Source organism: Sphingomonas jaspsi DSM 18422 (genome assembly GCF_000585415.1).
Taxonomy (GTDB): domain Bacteria; phylum Pseudomonadota; class Alphaproteobacteria; order Sphingomonadales; family Sphingomonadaceae; genus Sphingomicrobium; species Sphingomicrobium jaspsi.
The window spans coordinates 803,403-820,515 of the sequence record NZ_KK073876.1 but is presented as its reverse complement, the minus strand read 5'-3'; the positions used below and the strand labels follow the sequence as shown (position 1 = coordinate 820,515).

At 66.7% G+C, this 17,113-nt stretch carries 14 protein-coding genes; 6 read left to right on the top strand and 8 right to left on the bottom strand.

Annotated features, from left to right (window positions below; translation table 11 throughout):
• Positions 1-2: 2 nt before the first annotated feature.
• The 3 genes from G570_RS04125 to G570_RS04115 are packed head-to-tail and all read left to right on the top strand — an operon-like array spanning position 3 to position 3,189.
• Positions 3-1,241 (top strand): putative DNA modification/repair radical SAM protein, encoded by a 1,239-nt coding sequence (locus G570_RS04125; RefSeq protein WP_037499447.1) that lies wholly within the window; start codon positions 3-5, stop codon positions 1,239-1,241.
• A gap of 29 nt (positions 1,242-1,270) precedes the next feature.
• On the top strand, positions 1,271-1,759 hold the full coding sequence (locus G570_RS04120) for a hemerythrin domain-containing protein (RefSeq protein ID WP_037499444.1): 489 nt from the start codon (positions 1,271-1,273) through the stop codon (positions 1,757-1,759).
• Positions 1,759-3,189, top strand: a complete 1,431-nt coding sequence (locus tag G570_RS04115) for a UdgX family uracil-DNA binding protein (RefSeq protein WP_051504017.1) — start codon at positions 1,759-1,761, stop codon at positions 3,187-3,189. The genes G570_RS04120 and G570_RS04115 overlap by 1 nt, the downstream gene beginning before the upstream one ends.
• On the opposite strand, the gene G570_RS04110 is transcribed toward G570_RS04115, so the two are convergent.
• The 6 genes from G570_RS04110 to G570_RS04085 all read right to left on the bottom strand — a co-directional run bounded on the left by G570_RS04110 (position 3,186) and on the right by G570_RS04085 (position 12,118).
• On the bottom strand, positions 3,186-5,303 hold the full coding sequence (locus tag G570_RS04110) for a TonB-dependent receptor (protein WP_245600255.1): 2,118 nt from the start codon (positions 5,301-5,303) through the stop codon (positions 3,186-3,188). The two genes, G570_RS04115 and G570_RS04110, sit on opposite strands and share 4 nt — an antisense overlap.
• A 76-nt stretch (positions 5,304-5,379) precedes the next feature.
• Positions 5,380-6,279 (bottom strand): hypothetical protein, encoded by a 900-nt coding sequence (locus tag G570_RS04105; protein ID WP_037499441.1) that lies wholly within the window; start codon positions 6,277-6,279, stop codon positions 5,380-5,382.
• Complete coding sequence (locus tag G570_RS04100; protein ID WP_037499438.1) at positions 6,276-7,370, bottom strand: hypothetical protein; 1,095 nt, start codon at positions 7,368-7,370, stop codon at positions 6,276-6,278. The genes G570_RS04105 and G570_RS04100 overlap by 4 nt, the downstream gene beginning before the upstream one ends.
• Entirely contained in the window at positions 7,367-10,780 is a 3,414-nt protein-coding gene (smc, locus tag G570_RS04095) for a chromosome segregation protein SMC (RefSeq protein WP_037499434.1), read from the bottom strand. Before smc ends, G570_RS04100 begins: the two co-directional genes overlap by 4 nt.
• Before the next feature lie 25 nt (positions 10,781-10,805).
• Positions 10,806-11,552: a thioredoxin domain-containing protein gene (locus G570_RS04090; protein WP_037499433.1), complete on the bottom strand. Its 747-nt coding sequence runs from the start codon at positions 11,550-11,552 to the stop codon at positions 10,806-10,808.
• Between the two features lie 8 nt (positions 11,553-11,560).
• Complete coding sequence (locus G570_RS04085) at positions 11,561-12,118, bottom strand: DUF721 domain-containing protein (protein ID WP_245600254.1); 558 nt, start codon at positions 12,116-12,118, stop codon at positions 11,561-11,563.
• A 27-nt stretch (positions 12,119-12,145) separates the two neighbouring features.
• Here G570_RS04085 and G570_RS04080 point away from each other — a divergent pair, with 27 nt between their 5' ends.
• The 3 genes from G570_RS04080 to G570_RS04070 all read left to right on the top strand — a co-directional run bounded on the left by G570_RS04080 (position 12,146) and on the right by G570_RS04070 (position 14,713).
• Complete coding sequence (locus tag G570_RS04080) at positions 12,146-13,150, top strand: A/G-specific adenine glycosylase (RefSeq protein ID WP_037499430.1); 1,005 nt, start codon at positions 12,146-12,148, stop codon at positions 13,148-13,150.
• Positions 13,134-14,000, top strand: coding sequence for an NAD(+) diphosphatase (gene nudC, locus G570_RS04075; protein WP_037499427.1), 867 nt, complete (start codon positions 13,134-13,136; stop codon positions 13,998-14,000). Before G570_RS04080 ends, nudC begins: the two co-directional genes overlap by 17 nt.
• Before the next feature lie 65 nt (positions 14,001-14,065).
• Positions 14,066-14,713, top strand: coding sequence for a c-type cytochrome (locus tag G570_RS04070; RefSeq protein WP_037499425.1), 648 nt, complete (start codon positions 14,066-14,068; stop codon positions 14,711-14,713).
• A 77-nt stretch (positions 14,714-14,790) separates the two neighbouring features.
• Here G570_RS04070 and G570_RS04065 read toward each other — a convergent pair whose 3' ends face one another.
• Positions 14,791-15,651, bottom strand: coding sequence for an LOG family protein (locus G570_RS04065; protein WP_037499424.1), 861 nt, complete (start codon positions 15,649-15,651; stop codon positions 14,791-14,793).
• Positions 15,652-15,696: 45 nt separating this feature from the next.
• Positions 15,697-17,112, bottom strand: coding sequence for a cell envelope integrity protein CreD (gene creD / locus G570_RS04060; RefSeq protein ID WP_037499422.1), 1,416 nt, complete (start codon positions 17,110-17,112; stop codon positions 15,697-15,699).
• Position 17,113 lies beyond the last annotated feature (1 nt).

The window sequence follows — 17,113 nt, the reverse complement described above, 5'->3', positions numbered from 1 at the left end:
GCATGGCCCAGCTCGACACGCGCCAGAAGCTCGCGATTCTCGCCGATGCGGCGAAATATGACGCGTCCTGCGCCTCGTCGGGCACGAGCAAACGCGACAGCCGCAGCGGTGGCATCGGCTCGACCGAAGGCATGGGCATCTGCCACGCCTATGCGCCGGACGGGCGCTGCATTTCGCTGCTGAAGATCCTGCTGACCAACAGCTGCATCTTCGACTGCCATTATTGCATCAATCGCAAGAGCTCGAACGTCCGCCGCGCGCGCTTCACGGTCGAAGAAATCGTCCAGCTCACCCTCGCCTTCTACAAGCGCAACTATATCGAGGGCCTGTTCCTGTCGTCGGGCATCATCCGCTCGTCCAACTATACGATGGAGCAGATCGTCGAGGTCGCGCGGCAGTTGCGCGAGGTTCATGACTTCCGCGGTTATATCCACCTCAAAACCATTCCCGACGCCGACTCGGAACTGGTGCGGCAGGCGGGCCTGTTCGCCGACCGCGTGTCGATCAACGTCGAGCTGCCGACCGAGCGCGGCCTCATCGACCTCGCGCCCGAAAAGAGCGTGCCCCAGATCGAAGGCGCGATGAAGAACATGAAGGGCGCGATCGAAGAGGGGAAAGACAATCGCAAGCGCTTCAAGCACGCGCCGAAATTCGCGCCGGCGGGCCAATCGACCCAGATGATCGTCGGCGCCGATGCCGCCGACGACGGCGCGATCGTGATGCGGGCGAGCCAGCTTTACGACCGCTTCCGCCTGCGCAGGGTCTATTACAGCGCCTTTTCACCGATCCCCTCGCCGAGCGCGGTGCTGCCGCTGAAGCGTCCGCCTTTGATGCGCGAACATCGGCTCTATCAGTCGGACTGGCTGATGCGCTTTTACGGGTTCAAGCCGAAGGAAGTGGTCGCGGCGACCGATGGCGGGATGCTGCCGCTCGACATCGATCCCAAGCTCGCCTGGGCGTTGAAGTTTCGCGAAAGCTTTCCGGTCGACGTCAATCGCGCGACCAAGGAGCAGTTGCTGCGCGTTCCGGGCCTCGGGACCAAGGCGGTCGGCCGGATCCTCAAAAGCCGTCGCTGGCGATCGATCACGCTCGACGATGTCGCGCGGCTGACGGTCAGCATCGCCAAGGTCCGTCCCTTCATCGTGACCTCCGACTGGCGCCCGACATTGCTGACCGATCGCGCCGACCTGCGCCTGCTGGTGGCGCCCAAGGCCAAGCAATTGGACCTGTTCGCCGCCTGACGCGTTGAGCGGGGCGAAGGAGACTTTCTATGGCGACCGATATTTTCGAACGGCTGAAGGCCGATCACGACAAGCACCGCGACCTCATCGCGAAGATCGAGGAAACGACCGGCGATAGCGACGACCGCCAGGCCCTGTTCGCCGAATTCAAGACCGACGCGACCGCCCATGCGGCGACCGAAGAGCTGACGCTGTACCACGACCTGATGGGCGAGAGTAAGATGCGCGCCTATGCCCAGCATGCGGCGAAGGACCATCACGAGATCGAGAATCTGTTCAAGGAGCTCGACGAGATGGACATGGCCTCGTCCGGCTGGCTCAACAAGTTCGCGACGCTGAAGAAGGAATATCTCAACCACCTGAAGGAAGAGGAAGAGACGATCTTCACCGACGCGCTGAAGGACATTGGCGAAGAGCGGGCGGTCGAGCTGACCGCCGAATTCGAGGCGCAGAAGCCGCAGGAAATCGAACGCGCCGAAGCTGGCTGCGACGAGAAGATCAACGAAAAGATCGGTTGATGGGATTGGCGGACGCGACCCGGCAGCGGTTCCACGTCCGCCTTTCCACTCCTGACGATTTCGACGGCTGGCGCGACGCCGCGCGCGGGCTGGCCGAAGCGGGCGTTTCCCCCGATGCGATCAGCTGGCAGGTCGACGGTGAGGACGGCGAATTGTTCGCCATCGGCGCTGCGCCGCCCGAAGCCGGTGCCAGCTTTGCCGTCCCCCGCGATTTTGTCGCCTTGGCCAAGGCCGCCATCTGCCATTCCGATCCCGAGCGGTTCGCGCTGCTGTATCGCCTGCTGATGAAGATCCGCGGCAATCGGCGGGCGATGGAGGATCGCGCGGATCCGCTCGTCGATCGGCTGGAAAAGTTGGCGAAGGAAGTGCGGCGCGACGCGCACAAGATGCATGCCTTCGTTCGTTTCCGCGAGGTAGAGGGCGATCACGGCAAGCCGCGCTTCGTCGCATTTTTCGAACCCGACCATCACATCGTCCGGCGCGAAGCGGGCTTTTTTGTCCGCCGCTTCGCCGGGATGCACTGGTCGATCCTGACACCCGAACTGTCGATCCACTGGGACGGCGAGCGGGTCAGCGAAGGCCCCGGGGCGACGCGCGCCGACGCGCCCGACGGCGATCCGACCGAGGAGGCGTGGAAGACCTATTATGCCAACATCTTCAACCCGGCGCGGGTCAAGGTGAAGGCGATGCTGAAGGAAATGCCCAAGAAATATTGGGCCAACATGCCGGAGACCGCGCTGGTCGGCGAATTGCTGGCGGGTGCGCAGGCGCGCGAAGCGGCGATGATCGAGCGCAGCGCGGCGATGCCCGCACCCCCGCCGAGCAACGCCGACGCAGCGTGGGCCGCGCTGCGCGCCGACGCGATGCGCTGCACCCGCTGCGACCTCCACCGCTGCGCGACGCAAACGGTGTTCGGCGAAGGACCGCTGGACGCGCGGATCATGTTCGTCGGCGAACAGCCGGGGGACCAGGAGGATCTGGCCGGTCGCCCGTTCGTCGGCCCGGCGGGTGAGCTGTTCGATCAAGCGCTTGTGACGGCAGGGATCGACCGGCGACAAACCTATGTCACCAACGCGGTCAAGCATTTCAAATATATCCAGCGCGGGCCGCGGCGGCTTCACCAAAGCCCCAACGCCGGCGAAATCCAGCATTGCCGCTGGTGGCTGGAGCGGGAGCGCGAGATCGTCCGCCCGCCGCTGACCGTCGCGCTGGGCGCAACCGCAGCGCGCAGCCTGTTCGGCAAGGTGATGGCCGTCGGCGCCAATCGCGGCCAGCCGCTAAGCCTCTCCGACGGCAGCGAAGCGTGGATCACCGTCCACCCCAGCTACCTACTGCGCCTGCCCGACGAAAGCGCACGCACGCTGGAGCATGCGCGCTTCATCGACGACCTCAAACGCGTCCGCGACCGTGCAGAGGCGCTAGTGGCCTAGAAGCTGAAGCGGACCGTGCCGCGCAGCGTGCGCGGTGCGCCGGGGGTCAGATTATTGTCGGTATGGGTGAGGCCGATATAATCCTTGCCCAGCAAATTTTCGACATTGAGCTGGAGCTCGGCATAGTCGGTCAGTCCGATGTAGGCCGCCGCATCGATGCGGGTATAGCCCGGGACCTTCACCGCGTTGGACGACGAGGCGTAGAATTTCGACTGGTGATAGACGCCTGCGCCGACGCCGAACCGCTGGTCGAAATCGTAGCGGCCCCAGACCGAGGTGGTGAAGTGCGGCACGCTGGCGACGTCGTTGCCCGCCGCCCCGGCGGTGCTGGTGGTACGGTAACGGGCGCGCTGCAGCGCAGCCGATGCGGCGATCGACAGTCGGTCGTTGACCTTGCCCGACAGGCTGGCCTCGATCCCCTTCGAACGCTGCTCGCCGCTCAGCACCGTATTGCCGCTGTTGTCGATCGCGCGGGTGTTGCTGCGGTCGAGGACATAGGCGGCAAGCGTGAGGTCGAGCCGCGGCGCGAGCGCCCATTTCACCCCGACTTCGCGGTTGCGGAATTCCTCCGGCTCGAACGCCGCGGTGGTCGCAGCGAGCGAAGAGAATTGGTCGCCCGATTGCGGCAAGAAGCTCTTCGACCAGCTGCCGTAAACCGAGACGTTCTCGTTTGGCTTCAGCACCAGGCCGAGGCGCGGCGACCACAGCGCATCGTCGCGCGAAAGCTTCTGGCCGTTCACATTGTTTCGATAATCGAGGCTGAACCAGTCGCGGCGCAGGCCCGCGACCAGCTCGACATGCTCGCCGATCTTGGCCTGGTCCTGGACATAGACGCCCCAGGCAACCGCGTCGGTGCTGCCGTCGGTGGCGGCGGTGGCGCCGTCGCGGAAAGTAATCGTCGGCAGGTCGTCGGCGCTGGCGATCGGCACGAACAGGCGACGACGCGAATTGACGGCGGTTGGCGAGGCATCGAAATAGCCCTGCTGGCGCGTCGCACGGCTGTCCTGGTTGGCATAGTCGACGCCGAACAGCAGCGTGTGACGGACCGGGCCGGTCGCGAAGTCGGCGATGAAGTCGTTCTGGATCAGCAGCGACTGGCGCTTGTTGGTCGAACGATAGGCTTCCATCCCCACGGTGCCGTCGGCCTGAACCGGGGTCGCCGCCAGCGCATTGGCATAGGCCTTGTCATAATCGCCATAGCGCGCCTTGCCCGACCAGCGGATGCTGTCGCTGAAGCGGTGCGAGACCGAAAGATCGACGACATGCGCGTCGAGTCGGCTCTTGTTGACGTCCGGGTCGCCGAAGAAATCGTCCTGTGCACCTTTTAGCGGTCGACCGTTCAGCGACGGAATGCCGCGATCGACGGTGCGGCGGTCGTGGTTATATTCGTACGACAGGTCGATGCGGGTCTCGTCGCCAAGGTCCCAACCCAGCGTCGGGTTGATCGCGAAACGGTGACCGTCGACATGATCGCGGAAGCTGCTGAAATCTTCATAGGTGGCATTGAGGCGGGCGCCGAGGCCGTCGGCCAGTCGCACGTTGCCATCGCCGCCGACGAACCAGCCGCCATGGCTGTCGAGGCCCGTCGCGCCGCGCACGAAATTGCGGTCGCTTGCCTTTTTGGTGACGCGGTTGACGATGCCGCCGCCGCCGCCGCGGCCGAAAATCATGGCGTTAGGGCCCTTCAGCACCTCGACCCGTTCAAGGTTGTAGAGGCCGCGATAATATTGGACGTCGTCGCGGATGCCGTCGACGAAGAAGTCGGCGGTGCTGTTCTGGCCGCGCAGGAGGATTTGGTCGCGATGCCCTTCGCCCGAAGCGACCGTCGCGCCAGGCACGGTGCGCAGCACGTCGGTGACCGAGCGCAGCCCCTGATCGGCAATCTGTTCGGCGGTGACCACGCTGACCGCCTGCGGCACGTCCTTCAGCGGGGTGTCGGTCTTGGTTGCGGTCGACGTGGAGTGCTGGTCATAGCCGTCGCGCCTTCCGGTCACGACCACCGTATCGACCATCGCCAGCTTCAGTTCTTCTTCGTTCGACGCAGCTTGGGCCGGCGCGGGTGCGCCGTGCATGGTGGTTGCGGCGAGCATGGCGAACAACGACGGACGAAACACGAAAACTTCCCCTACCCGGACACTTTGGCAGGGCTCTATTATCGTTACTGATAGTCATTCGCAATAGCGAATATGATCAGTTTTCGCCTCTCCCGCTGACCGCAGTCTGGTGGCGGGCGCGCATCGCTTCGTCATAGACCCGAATAAGATCGTCGAAGGTGGTACGGAACCTTTCCGCTTCATGCCGGAAGGGGACAGTGCTGCGGTCGGTGCGCGAGTCATCCAGAAGCCAATCGAGATGGGCGTCAAGCGCGCCCCTGCGATCGCCGTCGCGGCTGCGCCGTTCGAGGTCGAGCATGGCATGCTGTACGTCGCGAAAACGGTCGCTCCAGATCCGCACCCAGGCCGCGCCCTGCTCGCCATATCGACGCAACCACACGATCTGTGGGTCGTCGGGATCGATTTCCTCGTCACTGGCGAGGATGACCTTGGCCCGTTCGTACATCAGCGCCTGGAAGGCGAGGCCCCTATCCTCCTTCCATCGCGCCGCCCACTCCGGATCAAGGCTGGTCCGGTCGCCGTTGGGGAACAGGAATCGATCCGCGAAGATCACATGGTCGAAAGCGATGGGCCGCAGATCGGGCAACTCGCAATAGATGGCCAGTTCGGTGAAGCTGCTCGCCTCGCGCTCGTTGCGGAAATTCATCGCTTCGAAGGTCGGGGCATTGGCATCGCGGACATAGGGCATCGTCGCGGCGTGGAAGATTTCATGCAGGTAGCGCAGGTCGCGGATGACCGGGTTGTCGTAGTCGCAGAGCAGGATTCCGCCCCACCAAGGCGAAAAGTGGGTCCATTCGATCGCCTGCTCCGATGGCGCAAAGAAGAAGCGCGGCATGCGGGCGAAGCGGTCGATGACCCGGTGAACCAGTCCGCCCTCGGCATGGCTGCGGCGGATCGGACTGTCGCTCCACAGGCTCATCACATAATCGTGGATGTCCGCGCGGTCGGTCAGGCGAACGATCGAATCCAGTTTCATGCCATGCCTTTCCAGCGGGCGAGCAAATCGGGCGCGGTCGATGGCGCAAGCGCGGGATCGATCAGGCTGGCCATCGCCGCCGTCACGCACAGCCGCACGACCTTTTCGCTGCCGCTGCCGCGGCCGACGCTGGCTAGCGGCTGGCCGAGCCCCTCGCACCACGGCGCGGTCGCCAGCAGGTTGACGTCGGCCGCTTGCAACTCGATCCCCAGCGCCGCGCCTACGCGGCCGGCCGCCTCCTCCTGGACCGGCCGATACTTTCGCGGAAGATCATACACGTCGTGGCGACGCATCATTTCGCTGCCCCAGGCCAGCGACAAGAGGTTCTTGAACCAGCGGTTGCCCAACAGGCTGGGTCGCTCTTCCTTGGCGAAGACGCCGCCAACGCGATGGTAATAGCCACCGAACGGCTTGCTGTGGCTCATCACGAAGGCGCGGATGTTGGGCGCAGCGAGCGGTATGCGATAGTCCCGCGCAACGCTGCCGACATAGGTAAGATCAGGAACCAGTTCGGCCGTAGGCTGCGACGCCGCGAGCGCCGCAGCAAAGGCGTCGAAATGCGGCCAGACGATCCCGTCGATCGCACTCGGCTGGCTGATCCAGAATTGGGCGCCAGCGGGAACGGCTGCGGCGGCGACCCGTTGCCATTCCTCCCGCGGGTGCCGCACCACCGCGATGCCGAGCGAAGCGGCAAAGGCCGGGAAACCTTCATAGTCGCCATCGAAGATATGGACCTGCGGCACCCGTCCTGCGGCGCGGCAATCGCCCAGATATTCGGCCATCAGCTTGACGATGCCTTCGCTCGCCCCGGCGGTGGGATAGCGGAACGGAAAGGCGTCCGGCGACCAGTCGAGCGCGGGTCGCGACCAGCCGACCCACAGGTCGAAATAGTCGCGGTGCATTGCGTCCTGCTTCTGCGTCCACGCTTCGCGGTACAGGTCGAGCAAGCCGCCGCGGTCGCGGTCGAGCACCGCTTCGAACGCCGCCTCGCTTTCGGGCATGACTAGCGAATAGATGGTGCCCGATGCGCCCGCGGCGAGCAGCGCGGCCTTGACCTCGGCATCGGTATAACTGGGAAGCGCCTCGTTCATTCGGCGGCCAGCAATTCCTCCGCCCCGCCGAGGTCGACCGAGACCAGCCGGCTGACGCCGCGCTCGATCATGGTGACGCCGTACAGGCGGTCCATCCGGCTCATCGTCACCGCATTATGGGTGACGATGAGGTAGCGGGTGTCGGTCTCGCCGCTCATCCGCTGGAGGAGGTCGCAAAATCGTTCGACATTGGCATCGTCGAGCGGCGCGTCGACTTCGTCGAGCACGCAGATCGGCGCTGGGTTGGTCAGGAACAGGCCGAAGATCAGCGCCACCGCGGTCAGCGCCTGCTCGCCGCCCGACAACAGGGTCAGTGACTGCAGCTTCTTACCCGGCGGCTGGGCCATGATTTCGAGCCCGGCCTCGAGCGGATCGTCGCTTTCGACCAGTTCCAGATGCGCTTCGCCACCGCCGAACAACGTACTGAACAGGCTGCGGAAATGGGCGTCGACCTTCTCGAAGGCGTCGAGCAGGCGGATGCGGCCTTCGCGGTTGAGGCTGCCGATCGACCCGCGCAGCCGAGCGATGGCCTGCGCCAGCTCCTCTTTCTCTGCAACATTGGCTTCGCGGCTGGTGTCGAGTTCGGCCAGCTCCTGTTCGGCGACGAGGTTGACCGGCCCGATCCGTTCGCGCTCGGCGGTGAGGCGCTCGAGCGTCTCCTTCTCGGCGTCGGGATCGCCGAGGTCGTCGCCGTCGAAGCCGATTCGTTCGGGCAACAGCGGCGGCGGGCATTCGAACAGTTCGCCGCAGCGCTGCGCATATTCCTGGCGGCGGGCAACTTGGGCGTCGGCGCGGGCCGAGGCCCCGGCGCGGGACTCGCGGGCTAGGGCAAATGCTTCCCCCGCTTGGGCCAGCGCGCGCTGGGCGATACCGACGGCTTCCTGCGCGTCGCGCTCGGCATCGGCGGCCTTGGCGACTTCGGCTTCACTGGCGGCGCTGTCCTTTTCCAGCCGCTCGATTTCGGCGGCGTGGCGTTCGGGCTCGCCCGTCAGCTCTTCCTGCTCTTCCTCCAGCGCCATGGCACGACCGGCGGTTTCGGCGAGGCGTTGCTCGGCCTGCAGCGAACGCGCGCGCCATTCGCCCTTTTCGCGACCGGCGGCGGCGTGGCGCTCGCGGTCTGCGGCGGTTTCGCGGGCGCGGGTGGCGGATCGGGCGCGGCAATCGGCAACCGCCTCGCCAGCCGCCGAGGCCTTGGCGCGGGCGTCGTCGACCTCGTGCCGCATGGCGTCGGGGTCGGGCAGCGCGGCGAGCGAACGGGCTGCCGCCGCGACCGCTTCCTCGGCCGCCTCGATCAAGGGTCGGAGGTCTGCCTGTCGCTCTTCGAGACCAGCGCGCTGACCGTCGAGCCGTTCGAGCGCGGTGGCGGCGCTGTCCCCTGCCCGCGCCGCGTCGCGCTGGGCGCGTTCGGCCTGGGCTGCTGCTTGCCGGGCCTGTTCGGCTTCGCGGCGGTGGGTTTCGACCGCTACGGCGGCGGCGTCGCGGGCACCCTGCTCCTCGGCAACCGCGCCTTCTAGCCCCGGCAATTGCTTGTCGATTTCGGCAAGGCGGTTGGCGCGCATCAGCCGTTCGGCCGCCGCCGCGCCGCCACCGACGCTGACGAAGCCGTCCCAGCGCCGCATCACGCCGTCGCGGGTGACGATGCGCTGGCCGACGGCGAGCGGCTGGCCGCTGTCGCTGTCCGCCACGCCGACCTGCGAGAGGCGGCGGCGCAATGCGGCGGGCGCTTCGACATGGTCGATCAGCCTGTCGAGGCCGGACGCAAGCGGGGGATCGCCTGCCTGCGCCTCGCTGCCTTCCCAGCGGCGCGGGCCGTCCTTGCCCAGCACCGCTTCGATATCTTCGCCCAGCGCCGCCGCTAGCGCGCGTTCATAGCCCGGCTTGGCTTTCAATTCGCTCAGCGCCGCTCCGCCGCCATGGGCGAGAGCACGGGCCAGCGCGTCACGTTCGGCCTTGGCCGCCGACAAAGCAGCCCGGGCTGCGGCGAGCGCGCTTTCCGCTTCGTCGCGTGCGCTGGCGGCCTCGGCGCGCGCTGTTTCCGCCGTCGCCATCGCGGCTTCGGCTTCGGCCAATTCTTTCGCGGCCCTTTCGCCGGCCTTTTGCGCCTCTTCGATGGCCGCACGTTCGCTCTGGCCGTCGCCAAGGCCCGCGAGCTGCGCCGCTAGCCGGTCGCGATCGGCAGCGATACGCGCGGACTGGCTGCGCGCCGAATCGACCGCCGCGTCGGCGACCCGCCGTTCGGCGCGCATTGCCGCTTCCTTGGCGAGAAGCGCAGCCAGCGCGGCCTCCGCCTCGCGCGATGCAGCTTCGGCGGCGGTCAGTTCCTGCGCGATACGGACGGCGACGGTTTCGGCATCGGCAAGCCGGGTTTCGATTTCGTCGCGCTCCCGGTCGAGCGCGTCCATCGCCTTGGCTGCATCGGCCTTCAACGCCTGCTCGCGCGCCGTCTCGGCCGCCAGCGATTGCGCCAGCCGTTCCAGCTCGGCGAGGCGGCGGACGACCGTGTCGCGCTTGGCCCGGGCGGTGGCGAGCTGGTGGGCGAGGTTGCGCCCCGCCTCGCGCGCCGCAACCGATGCGTCGCGCCGCTGGGCAAGCACACTCGCCGCTTCTTCCTGCAAGCGCTGGGCGACGGCCATCGCTTCGCCGAGGCGCGTGACTTCGCCCTCAGCCGCCTTGGCTTCCTCCGCCGCCTTCACCGCCGCGCGGTCTGCGTCGGCCCAGCGGGCGTAGAGCAATTTGGCTTCGGCGAGCCGGATTTTCTCGGTCAGCGCGCGATAGCGTTCGGCCGCCCGCGCCTGCCGCCGCAGCGACGCGGCGCGCGCTTCCTGGTCGGACAGCATTTCGTCGAGCCGGGTGAGATTGGCTTCTGCCGCGCGCAATTTCTGCTCGGCATCTTTGCGGCGGGCGTGGAGGCCGGAAATCCCCGCCGCTTCTTCCAGCATCTGCCGCCGTTCGACCGGTTTGGCGGCGATGACCGCGCCGATGCGGCCCTGGCTGACCAGCGCTGGCGAATGGGCCCCGGTCGCCGCGTCCGCGAACAGCAGCGACACGTCCTTGGCGCGGACATCCTTGCCGTCTAGCCGGTAGGCGCTGCCCGCCCCGCGCTCGATCCGGCGGGTGACCTCGCTTTCGCTATAATTGCCGTCCTCGCCCTCGCGCTCGATCAGCAGGGACACTTCGGCGAAGTCGCGTTGGGCGCGGCTGGCGGTCCCGGCGAAGATGACGTCTTCCATCCCCCCGCCGCGCAAGCTCTTGGGGCTGGCCTCGCCCATCACCCAGCGGATGGCTTCGAGGAGGTTGGACTTGCCGCAGCCGTTGGGGCCGACGACGCCCGTCAGCCCCGGCTGGATCCGGAGCTCGGCGGGCTCGACGAAGCTTTTGAACCCGCTGAGTTTCAGCCGGCGAAAGCGCAAATCCTGTTACCCCCCTTGGACCATCTTAGCTGGCGATCGCTTCCTTGAGCTTGGGCTCCAGCGCTTCCCAGGTCGCGGCCTTGTCGACCACCGAACCGTTGATGAGGAAGGTAGGAGTGCCCGGGATGCTGTACTGCGAGACGGCATCGGCATTGACCTGCACCAGCTTGTCGAGTTCGCCCTGGTTGGCGAGGCACTGGTCGAGCTTGGCGCGCGGGACGCCGCGCTGCGCCGCCCAGGTCTTGAAACCGGCCATGTCGGCGATCGTGCTGGTCCGCTGCAGCGCGGACATGGTTTCAAGCGACTTGGCCTGCGCTTCGGGCGCGGCCTGCAGCTTTTCCATCCAGTTCCGCTGGTCGGCATACATGCCGCGGGTCAGCGCGAAGAAGGTCGATTCGCCGTTGCAGCGCGCGACGACCGACGCGGTGATGTCGACCGCGTCGCGCACGAAGTTGCGGAATTCGTACGAAACCCAGCCCTTCTTTACATAATTGTCGATCAGCGGACCGGCGCCCTTTTCTTCGAATTCGGCGCAGTGCGGGCAGGTCATCGACCCATATTCGACCAGCTTCACCTTGGCGTTGGGGTTGCCCATGACGAAGCCGCCTTCGGGCGTCGCCTTGACCACCGTCGACCAGTCGCCGTTGGCCGGCGGCGGCACCGGGGCGGCGGTTACGTCCGGTCCCTTTTCGCCGACGGGTGCTTCCTTGTCCTTGTTGCAGGCGGCAAGCGCCAGAACGGCGGCAGCGATGATCAGCTTGTTGGTCGTCATGGGATGAATCAACTCCGGGATGTCAGGGTGATGGTCTTGATCGTGACCGGTTCGACGGTCGGGGTGCCGGTCGATCCGGCAAGCTTTGACGCCAGCGATTCGAGGCAGGCGCGAAGTTCGGGGTCGGCGATCTGGCGCAGGCCCTCGCCCAATTCCTTGGGGACGGCGGCCCCTTCAGGCCTTACCGGTTTCGGCGCGGCGGCGGCGGCGACGCGGCCCTGGCGGAAGGCGACCTTGGCGATCGCTTCATAACCGAAGAAACGGTTGACCCGTTCCATCACCAGCGGCGCCATATGCTGCATCAGCGGGGCGTGCGCGCCCTCGACGACGAGGTTGAGCGTGCCGTCGGACTTCTTGCCGGCCGGAAAGCGGATCGATTCGGGGGTCGAAACCTTGGCATAGCGTTCGCCGACGATTTCGGCCCAGCGGCTGACCACCGAGGCCTGGATGAAGCCGAACTTTCTGAAGCTGGTCCCGGCGATGTCGCCCAGCAGGTCGCCGCACGCGCGGGCATGGCCGCGGCGGGGCGTTTCGGTCGCTGAATCGGCACGGGGGGATTTCGCCATAGCGGGCGACCATGCCATAGGGTTTTCATGCTCGCCAGTGCTGCCACGCAGCTTCTCGAACATTATGACGCCCATGCCCGCGTCCTGCCGTGGCGCAGCCCGCCGGGAATGCCGCCGCCCGAGCACTATCGCGTGTGGCTGAGCGAGGTGATGTTGCAGCAGACCACGGTGGCGACGGTAAAGCCGCGCTTTCGCCGCTTTATCGAACGCTGGCCGACGGTCGAGGCGCTGGCCGAAGCGCCAGAGGAGGCCGTGCTGCAGGAATGGGCGGGGCTCGGCTATTACGCCCGCGCCCGCAACCTCATCGCCTGCGCCCGCGTCGTCGCGGCGCGCGGCGGCTTTCCGACCAGCGAAGCGGAACTGCGCAAGCTGCCCGGTCTCGGCGCCTACACCGCAGCGGCGGTGGCGGCGATCGCGTTCGGGGAGCAGGTCGCGGTGGTCGACACCAATGTCGAGCGGGTCATCGCGCGGCTTTACGGCATCGACCGGCCGGTCGCCGAAGCACGGCCCGAAATTCGGCAACTGGCCGAGGCAATGACCCCGGCCGATCGCCCGGGCGATTTCGCGCAGGCGATGATGGACCTGGGTGCGACCGTCTGCCGGCCGAAAAAGCCGGCTTGCCTAGCCTGCCCGCTGAGCAATGATTGCGCCGCCTTCGCCAGCGGCGATCCGGAACGCTTTCCCGCCCCCAAGGCGAAGAAGGCGCGGCCGCATCGCCATGGCATCGCCTGGTGGACGACACGCGACGGCGCGGTGTGGCTGGTTCGGCGGCCCGCCAAGGGGCTGCTCGGCGGGATGGCGGGCCTGCCCGGCGACGATTGGCATCACGACGGCGTGCCAACACGAACCTTCGCCACCGTGTCGCACGGCTTCACCCATTTCACGCTCGACCTGCACTTGGTCGAACGGCCCGAACCGGCCGGCGACGGCTGGTGGCAGCCGCTGGACTTGATCGGCGAGGCCGGCCTTCCCACCCTTTATGCCCGCGCGGTCGAGGCCGCCTTGTCACGAAAGCATGAACTTGCCGACTGATCCTTTTTTCGCCGGACCGGGTCTCGACCGGGCCGATCCCCTTCGCGCGCGGCCTGGCGAGATCGAGGCGCTGAAGTCGCACCCTGCCGCCCGGGCGCTGGCCTGGGACAATGGCGCGCCCAAGCTGGAACCGGACGGACGGCTGACATGGTTGCCGCTCGCGGGCGACGAGCCGCTGTTCCTCGGTTTCGACCAGGGCGAGCCGCGTTTTTCCACGCTTCCCGACGGCACGGTTCCGATCACGGCATCGGCCCATTTTGCGCTGCTCGGCCAGTTGCGGGCCGACGAAGCCCCGATCTTCGCCGCTGCCCTCAGCCTCGCCAACTGGCACCGGCGCCATGGCCATTGTTCGGTTTGCGGAGCGCTGACCCAGCCCAATCGCGGCGGCTGGTCGCGGCAGTGCCCGTCGTGCGGCGCCGAACATTATCCGCGCAGCGACCCGGTCGTCATCATGCTGGCCGAACATGGCGGCCGCCTGCTGCTCGGCCGCCAGCCGCAATATCCGCCCGGGCGGTACTCGGCGCTGGCCGGATTCGTCGAGCCGGGCGAGACGATCGAGGCGGCCGTGGCGCGCGAGCTGAAGGAAGAGGCGGGGATCGACGTGATCAACGTCCGCTACATCGCCAGCCAGCCGTGGCCCTTTCCATCGTCGCTGATGATCGGCGCCATCGCCGACGCCGACGGCGCCCAGCTGGTCATCGACCGTGAAGAGCTGGACGATGCCCGCTGGTTCACCCGCGACGAGGTGGTCGCCGCGCTGTCCGGCGGCGGAAACCCCGCCTTCCTGCCGCCCCCCCGCGCCGCCATCGCCCGCACGTTACTGGAGCGATGGGCAGACGGCTTGAAGTGAGGGGAACTCGCCCTTAAAGGGCGTGTCCAATTCAACCTTTTTTCCGGCAAAGCCGCAGGGGATTCATGCAGGACCGCAACAACACCATCGCAGGCTGGGTACTGGCCGCCGGCATCGTCGCGCTCGGCGCTTCGCTGGTCACCGGCGAGATGTTCCGCAACCACGCACCGCACGAAGGCGGGCTGGAAGTCGCCGGCGGCGAAGAATCCGAGGGCGGCGCGGCGGAAGCCGAAAAGCCGATCGCCTTCTACCTGGCCTCGGCCGACGTCGCGAAGGGCGAAGCGGTATTCAAGAAGTGCACCGCCTGCCACAACGCCGACAAGGGCGGCGCGAACGCGCTCGGTCCGAACCTGTGGGGCGTTTTGGGCGAGGAAGTGGGCAAGGGCGCCAACGGCTTCGCCTTCTCCGAAGCGCTGGCCGGCAAGGGCGGCACTTGGAACTGGGACAACCTCAACGAATGGCTGGCCAGCCCGAAGAAGTTCGCGCCCGGCACCAAGATGACCTTCGCCGGTCTGTCGGACCCGCAGGACCGCGCCAACGTCATCGCCTTCCTCAATTCCAAGAGCGATTCGCCGCTGCCGCTGCCCGCCGCGCCGGCCGAAGCCGCTGCCCCGGCTGCCGACGGCGATGAAGCTGCCGCACCGGCCGACGCCAACGCCGCTGCGCCGGCGGACGAAAATGCCGCCGCGCCGGCGGAACCGGCCAAGAAATAAGCCGCACGTAAGCGGACAAGCAAAAAGGGCGGTCCCATCAGGGGCCGCCCTTTTCGTTTGCGCTTAGGTCCGCTCGCTCAGCAGACTTCGTAATGCTGGCAGACTGCGTCCCATGCCTCTTCGGCGGTTTCGACCCAGGTGATGAGGTCGAGGTCGTGCGGGCTGATGACGCCTTCTTCGGCCAGCGCTTCGAAATCCACCACGCGGGTCCAGAATTCGCGGCCGAACAGCAGGATCGGCAACGGACGAACCTTGCCGGTCTGGATCAGCGTCAGCAGCTCGAACATTTCGTCGAAGGTGCCGAAGCCGCCCGGGAATACCGCCACCGCTCGCGCGCGGATCAGGAAGTGCATCTTGCGCAGCGCGAAATAGTGGAACTGGAAGCTGAGGTCCGGCGTGACGTAGGGATTGGGCAGCTGTTCGTGCGGCAGCACGATGTTGAGCCCGATCGATTCCTGGCCCGCTTCCTGTGCGCCGCGGTTGGCGGCTTCCATGAACGAGGGCCCGCCGCCCGAGCAGACGACGAAATGGCGCTTGCCCTCTTCGTCGACCGGGAAGCGACTGGCGCGCGCGGCGAGCTTCATCGCCTCGTCGTAATAATGGGCCTTGGCGACCAGCCGTTCGGCGACCTTCTTGTCCCAGTCGGTCTTGGCGTGATCGAGCAGCGCCTTCGCCTTGGCCGGTTCGGGCACGCGGGCGGAGCCGTAGAAGACGAAGGTCGAAGCGATGTTGGCCTCTTCGAGCAGCAGCTCGGGCTTCATCAGTTCAAGCTGGAAACGGACCGGGCGAAGATCTTCGCGCAGCAGGAAATCGGTGTCCTGGAAGGCCAGCTTGTAGGCCTGGCTTTCGGTCTGGGGCGATGACGGCACATGCTTGGCCGCCTGCGCATCGACCTTCGAGGTCGGGAAAATGCGCTTGGGGGGTTTAGGATCAGTCATAAGCGGGGAGCGGCTTAGCGACTGCCGCCCCCCGCTGCCAGTGTTTTACGCGTGGGCCGCCGCTTCACCGCCGCTCCAGTCGATGCGGCGGGTGGCGTACATCACCCCCGCCAGGGTGACGAACAACAGCACCGACCCGATCAGCAGGCTCAGCGCTTCGAGGCCCAGCAGGATATAGAGCACGGCGTACAGGCCGCCGAGCAATCCGCCCATGACGTAGCCGCGTTTCCAGCTGCCGAGGACGGCGGCGGAATAAGCGGTGTTGAGGCCGACGATCGCCGACGCCGCCACGAGGTAGGCCAGCGCGAAACCGATCACCTCGGCAAAGGCCAGCAGCAGCACGAAGAACAGTAGGAGCGCGGCGCCCATCAGCAGATATTCGACGCTGCTGACCCGGATGCCGCCGATGATGTCGAACATCAACAGCGCCATGAAGGTGAAGCCGATGAACAGGAAGCCGTACTTCGCTGCCCGGTCGACGCGCGAATAGAGGTCGACCGGCTGGATCAGTTCGACGCTAGCGGTCGCGCCGGCGGGCGAAACCGTATTGGTCCCGGCCTCGTCCGAAGCGGCAGCAGCGACGGCTTCGGCTGCCGCTGCCGCCGCGCCGCTCTCAAAGCTCCACTGTCCTCGCTCGGCGGTGTCGACCAGCGTCCGGCCGAGCGACAAATTGCCGATACGATAGTCGGCCTTGAAGCCGTCGGCCCCGATGGTTCGCGCGCCCGGCAGGAAGCTGCCGGTGAAGCTGGGGTGCGGCCAGCTGCTGGCGACCCGCCAGTGAATGTCGCCGCCGCGCGGTTCGAGCGCGAGCGACGCGTTGCCGCGCAGCCGGTAGTCGAATTCCGCGACGATCGATTTGCCCGCCAGCGCGCCGGCGTCGACGAAGGCGAAGAAACCGCCGCCCGAACCATGCGCGCCGGGTTGCAGGCTGACCGGCCTGCCGCCGAAGCGGACCGAGGGATTGGCGCCGAGCCCGCGCTGGTCGGCGATGGCGAAGCGCAATTCGGCTTTCGACAGGTCCAGCGACGCGCGGTCGACGCCGTACCGGGCGAGGTCGGTCGGAAGCGCGAACCGCACCGCTCCGCGGACGGCGGAATCATAGACCACCGCCTCGTAGATGGACCGCTTGAGCGGCTTGGGATCGATGGTCGTTGAAAGGTCGACCGCCGCCGGATCGAGGGCCAGTTCCTTTTCGAGGGTGCGCACCCGCGTCACCGACTTGCCGTTTTCGACCGCGGTTTCCTGCGTCGTGCTTTTGTAGGGTATGACCAGGACGGGGCCGCGCAGCACCTGCTTGCCGCCCCACCCTTGCGCGATCGAGGCGACGGCGGTCTGCGACTGTTCTTCGCGGTCGTAGATAAGGAACCAGACCATGAACAGCGGCACGGCCAATGCCAGCGCGGTAAGGATGGCGAACAGCAGTTTTTTCCCCGGCGAGCGGGTCGGTTGGAGGGTAAACATT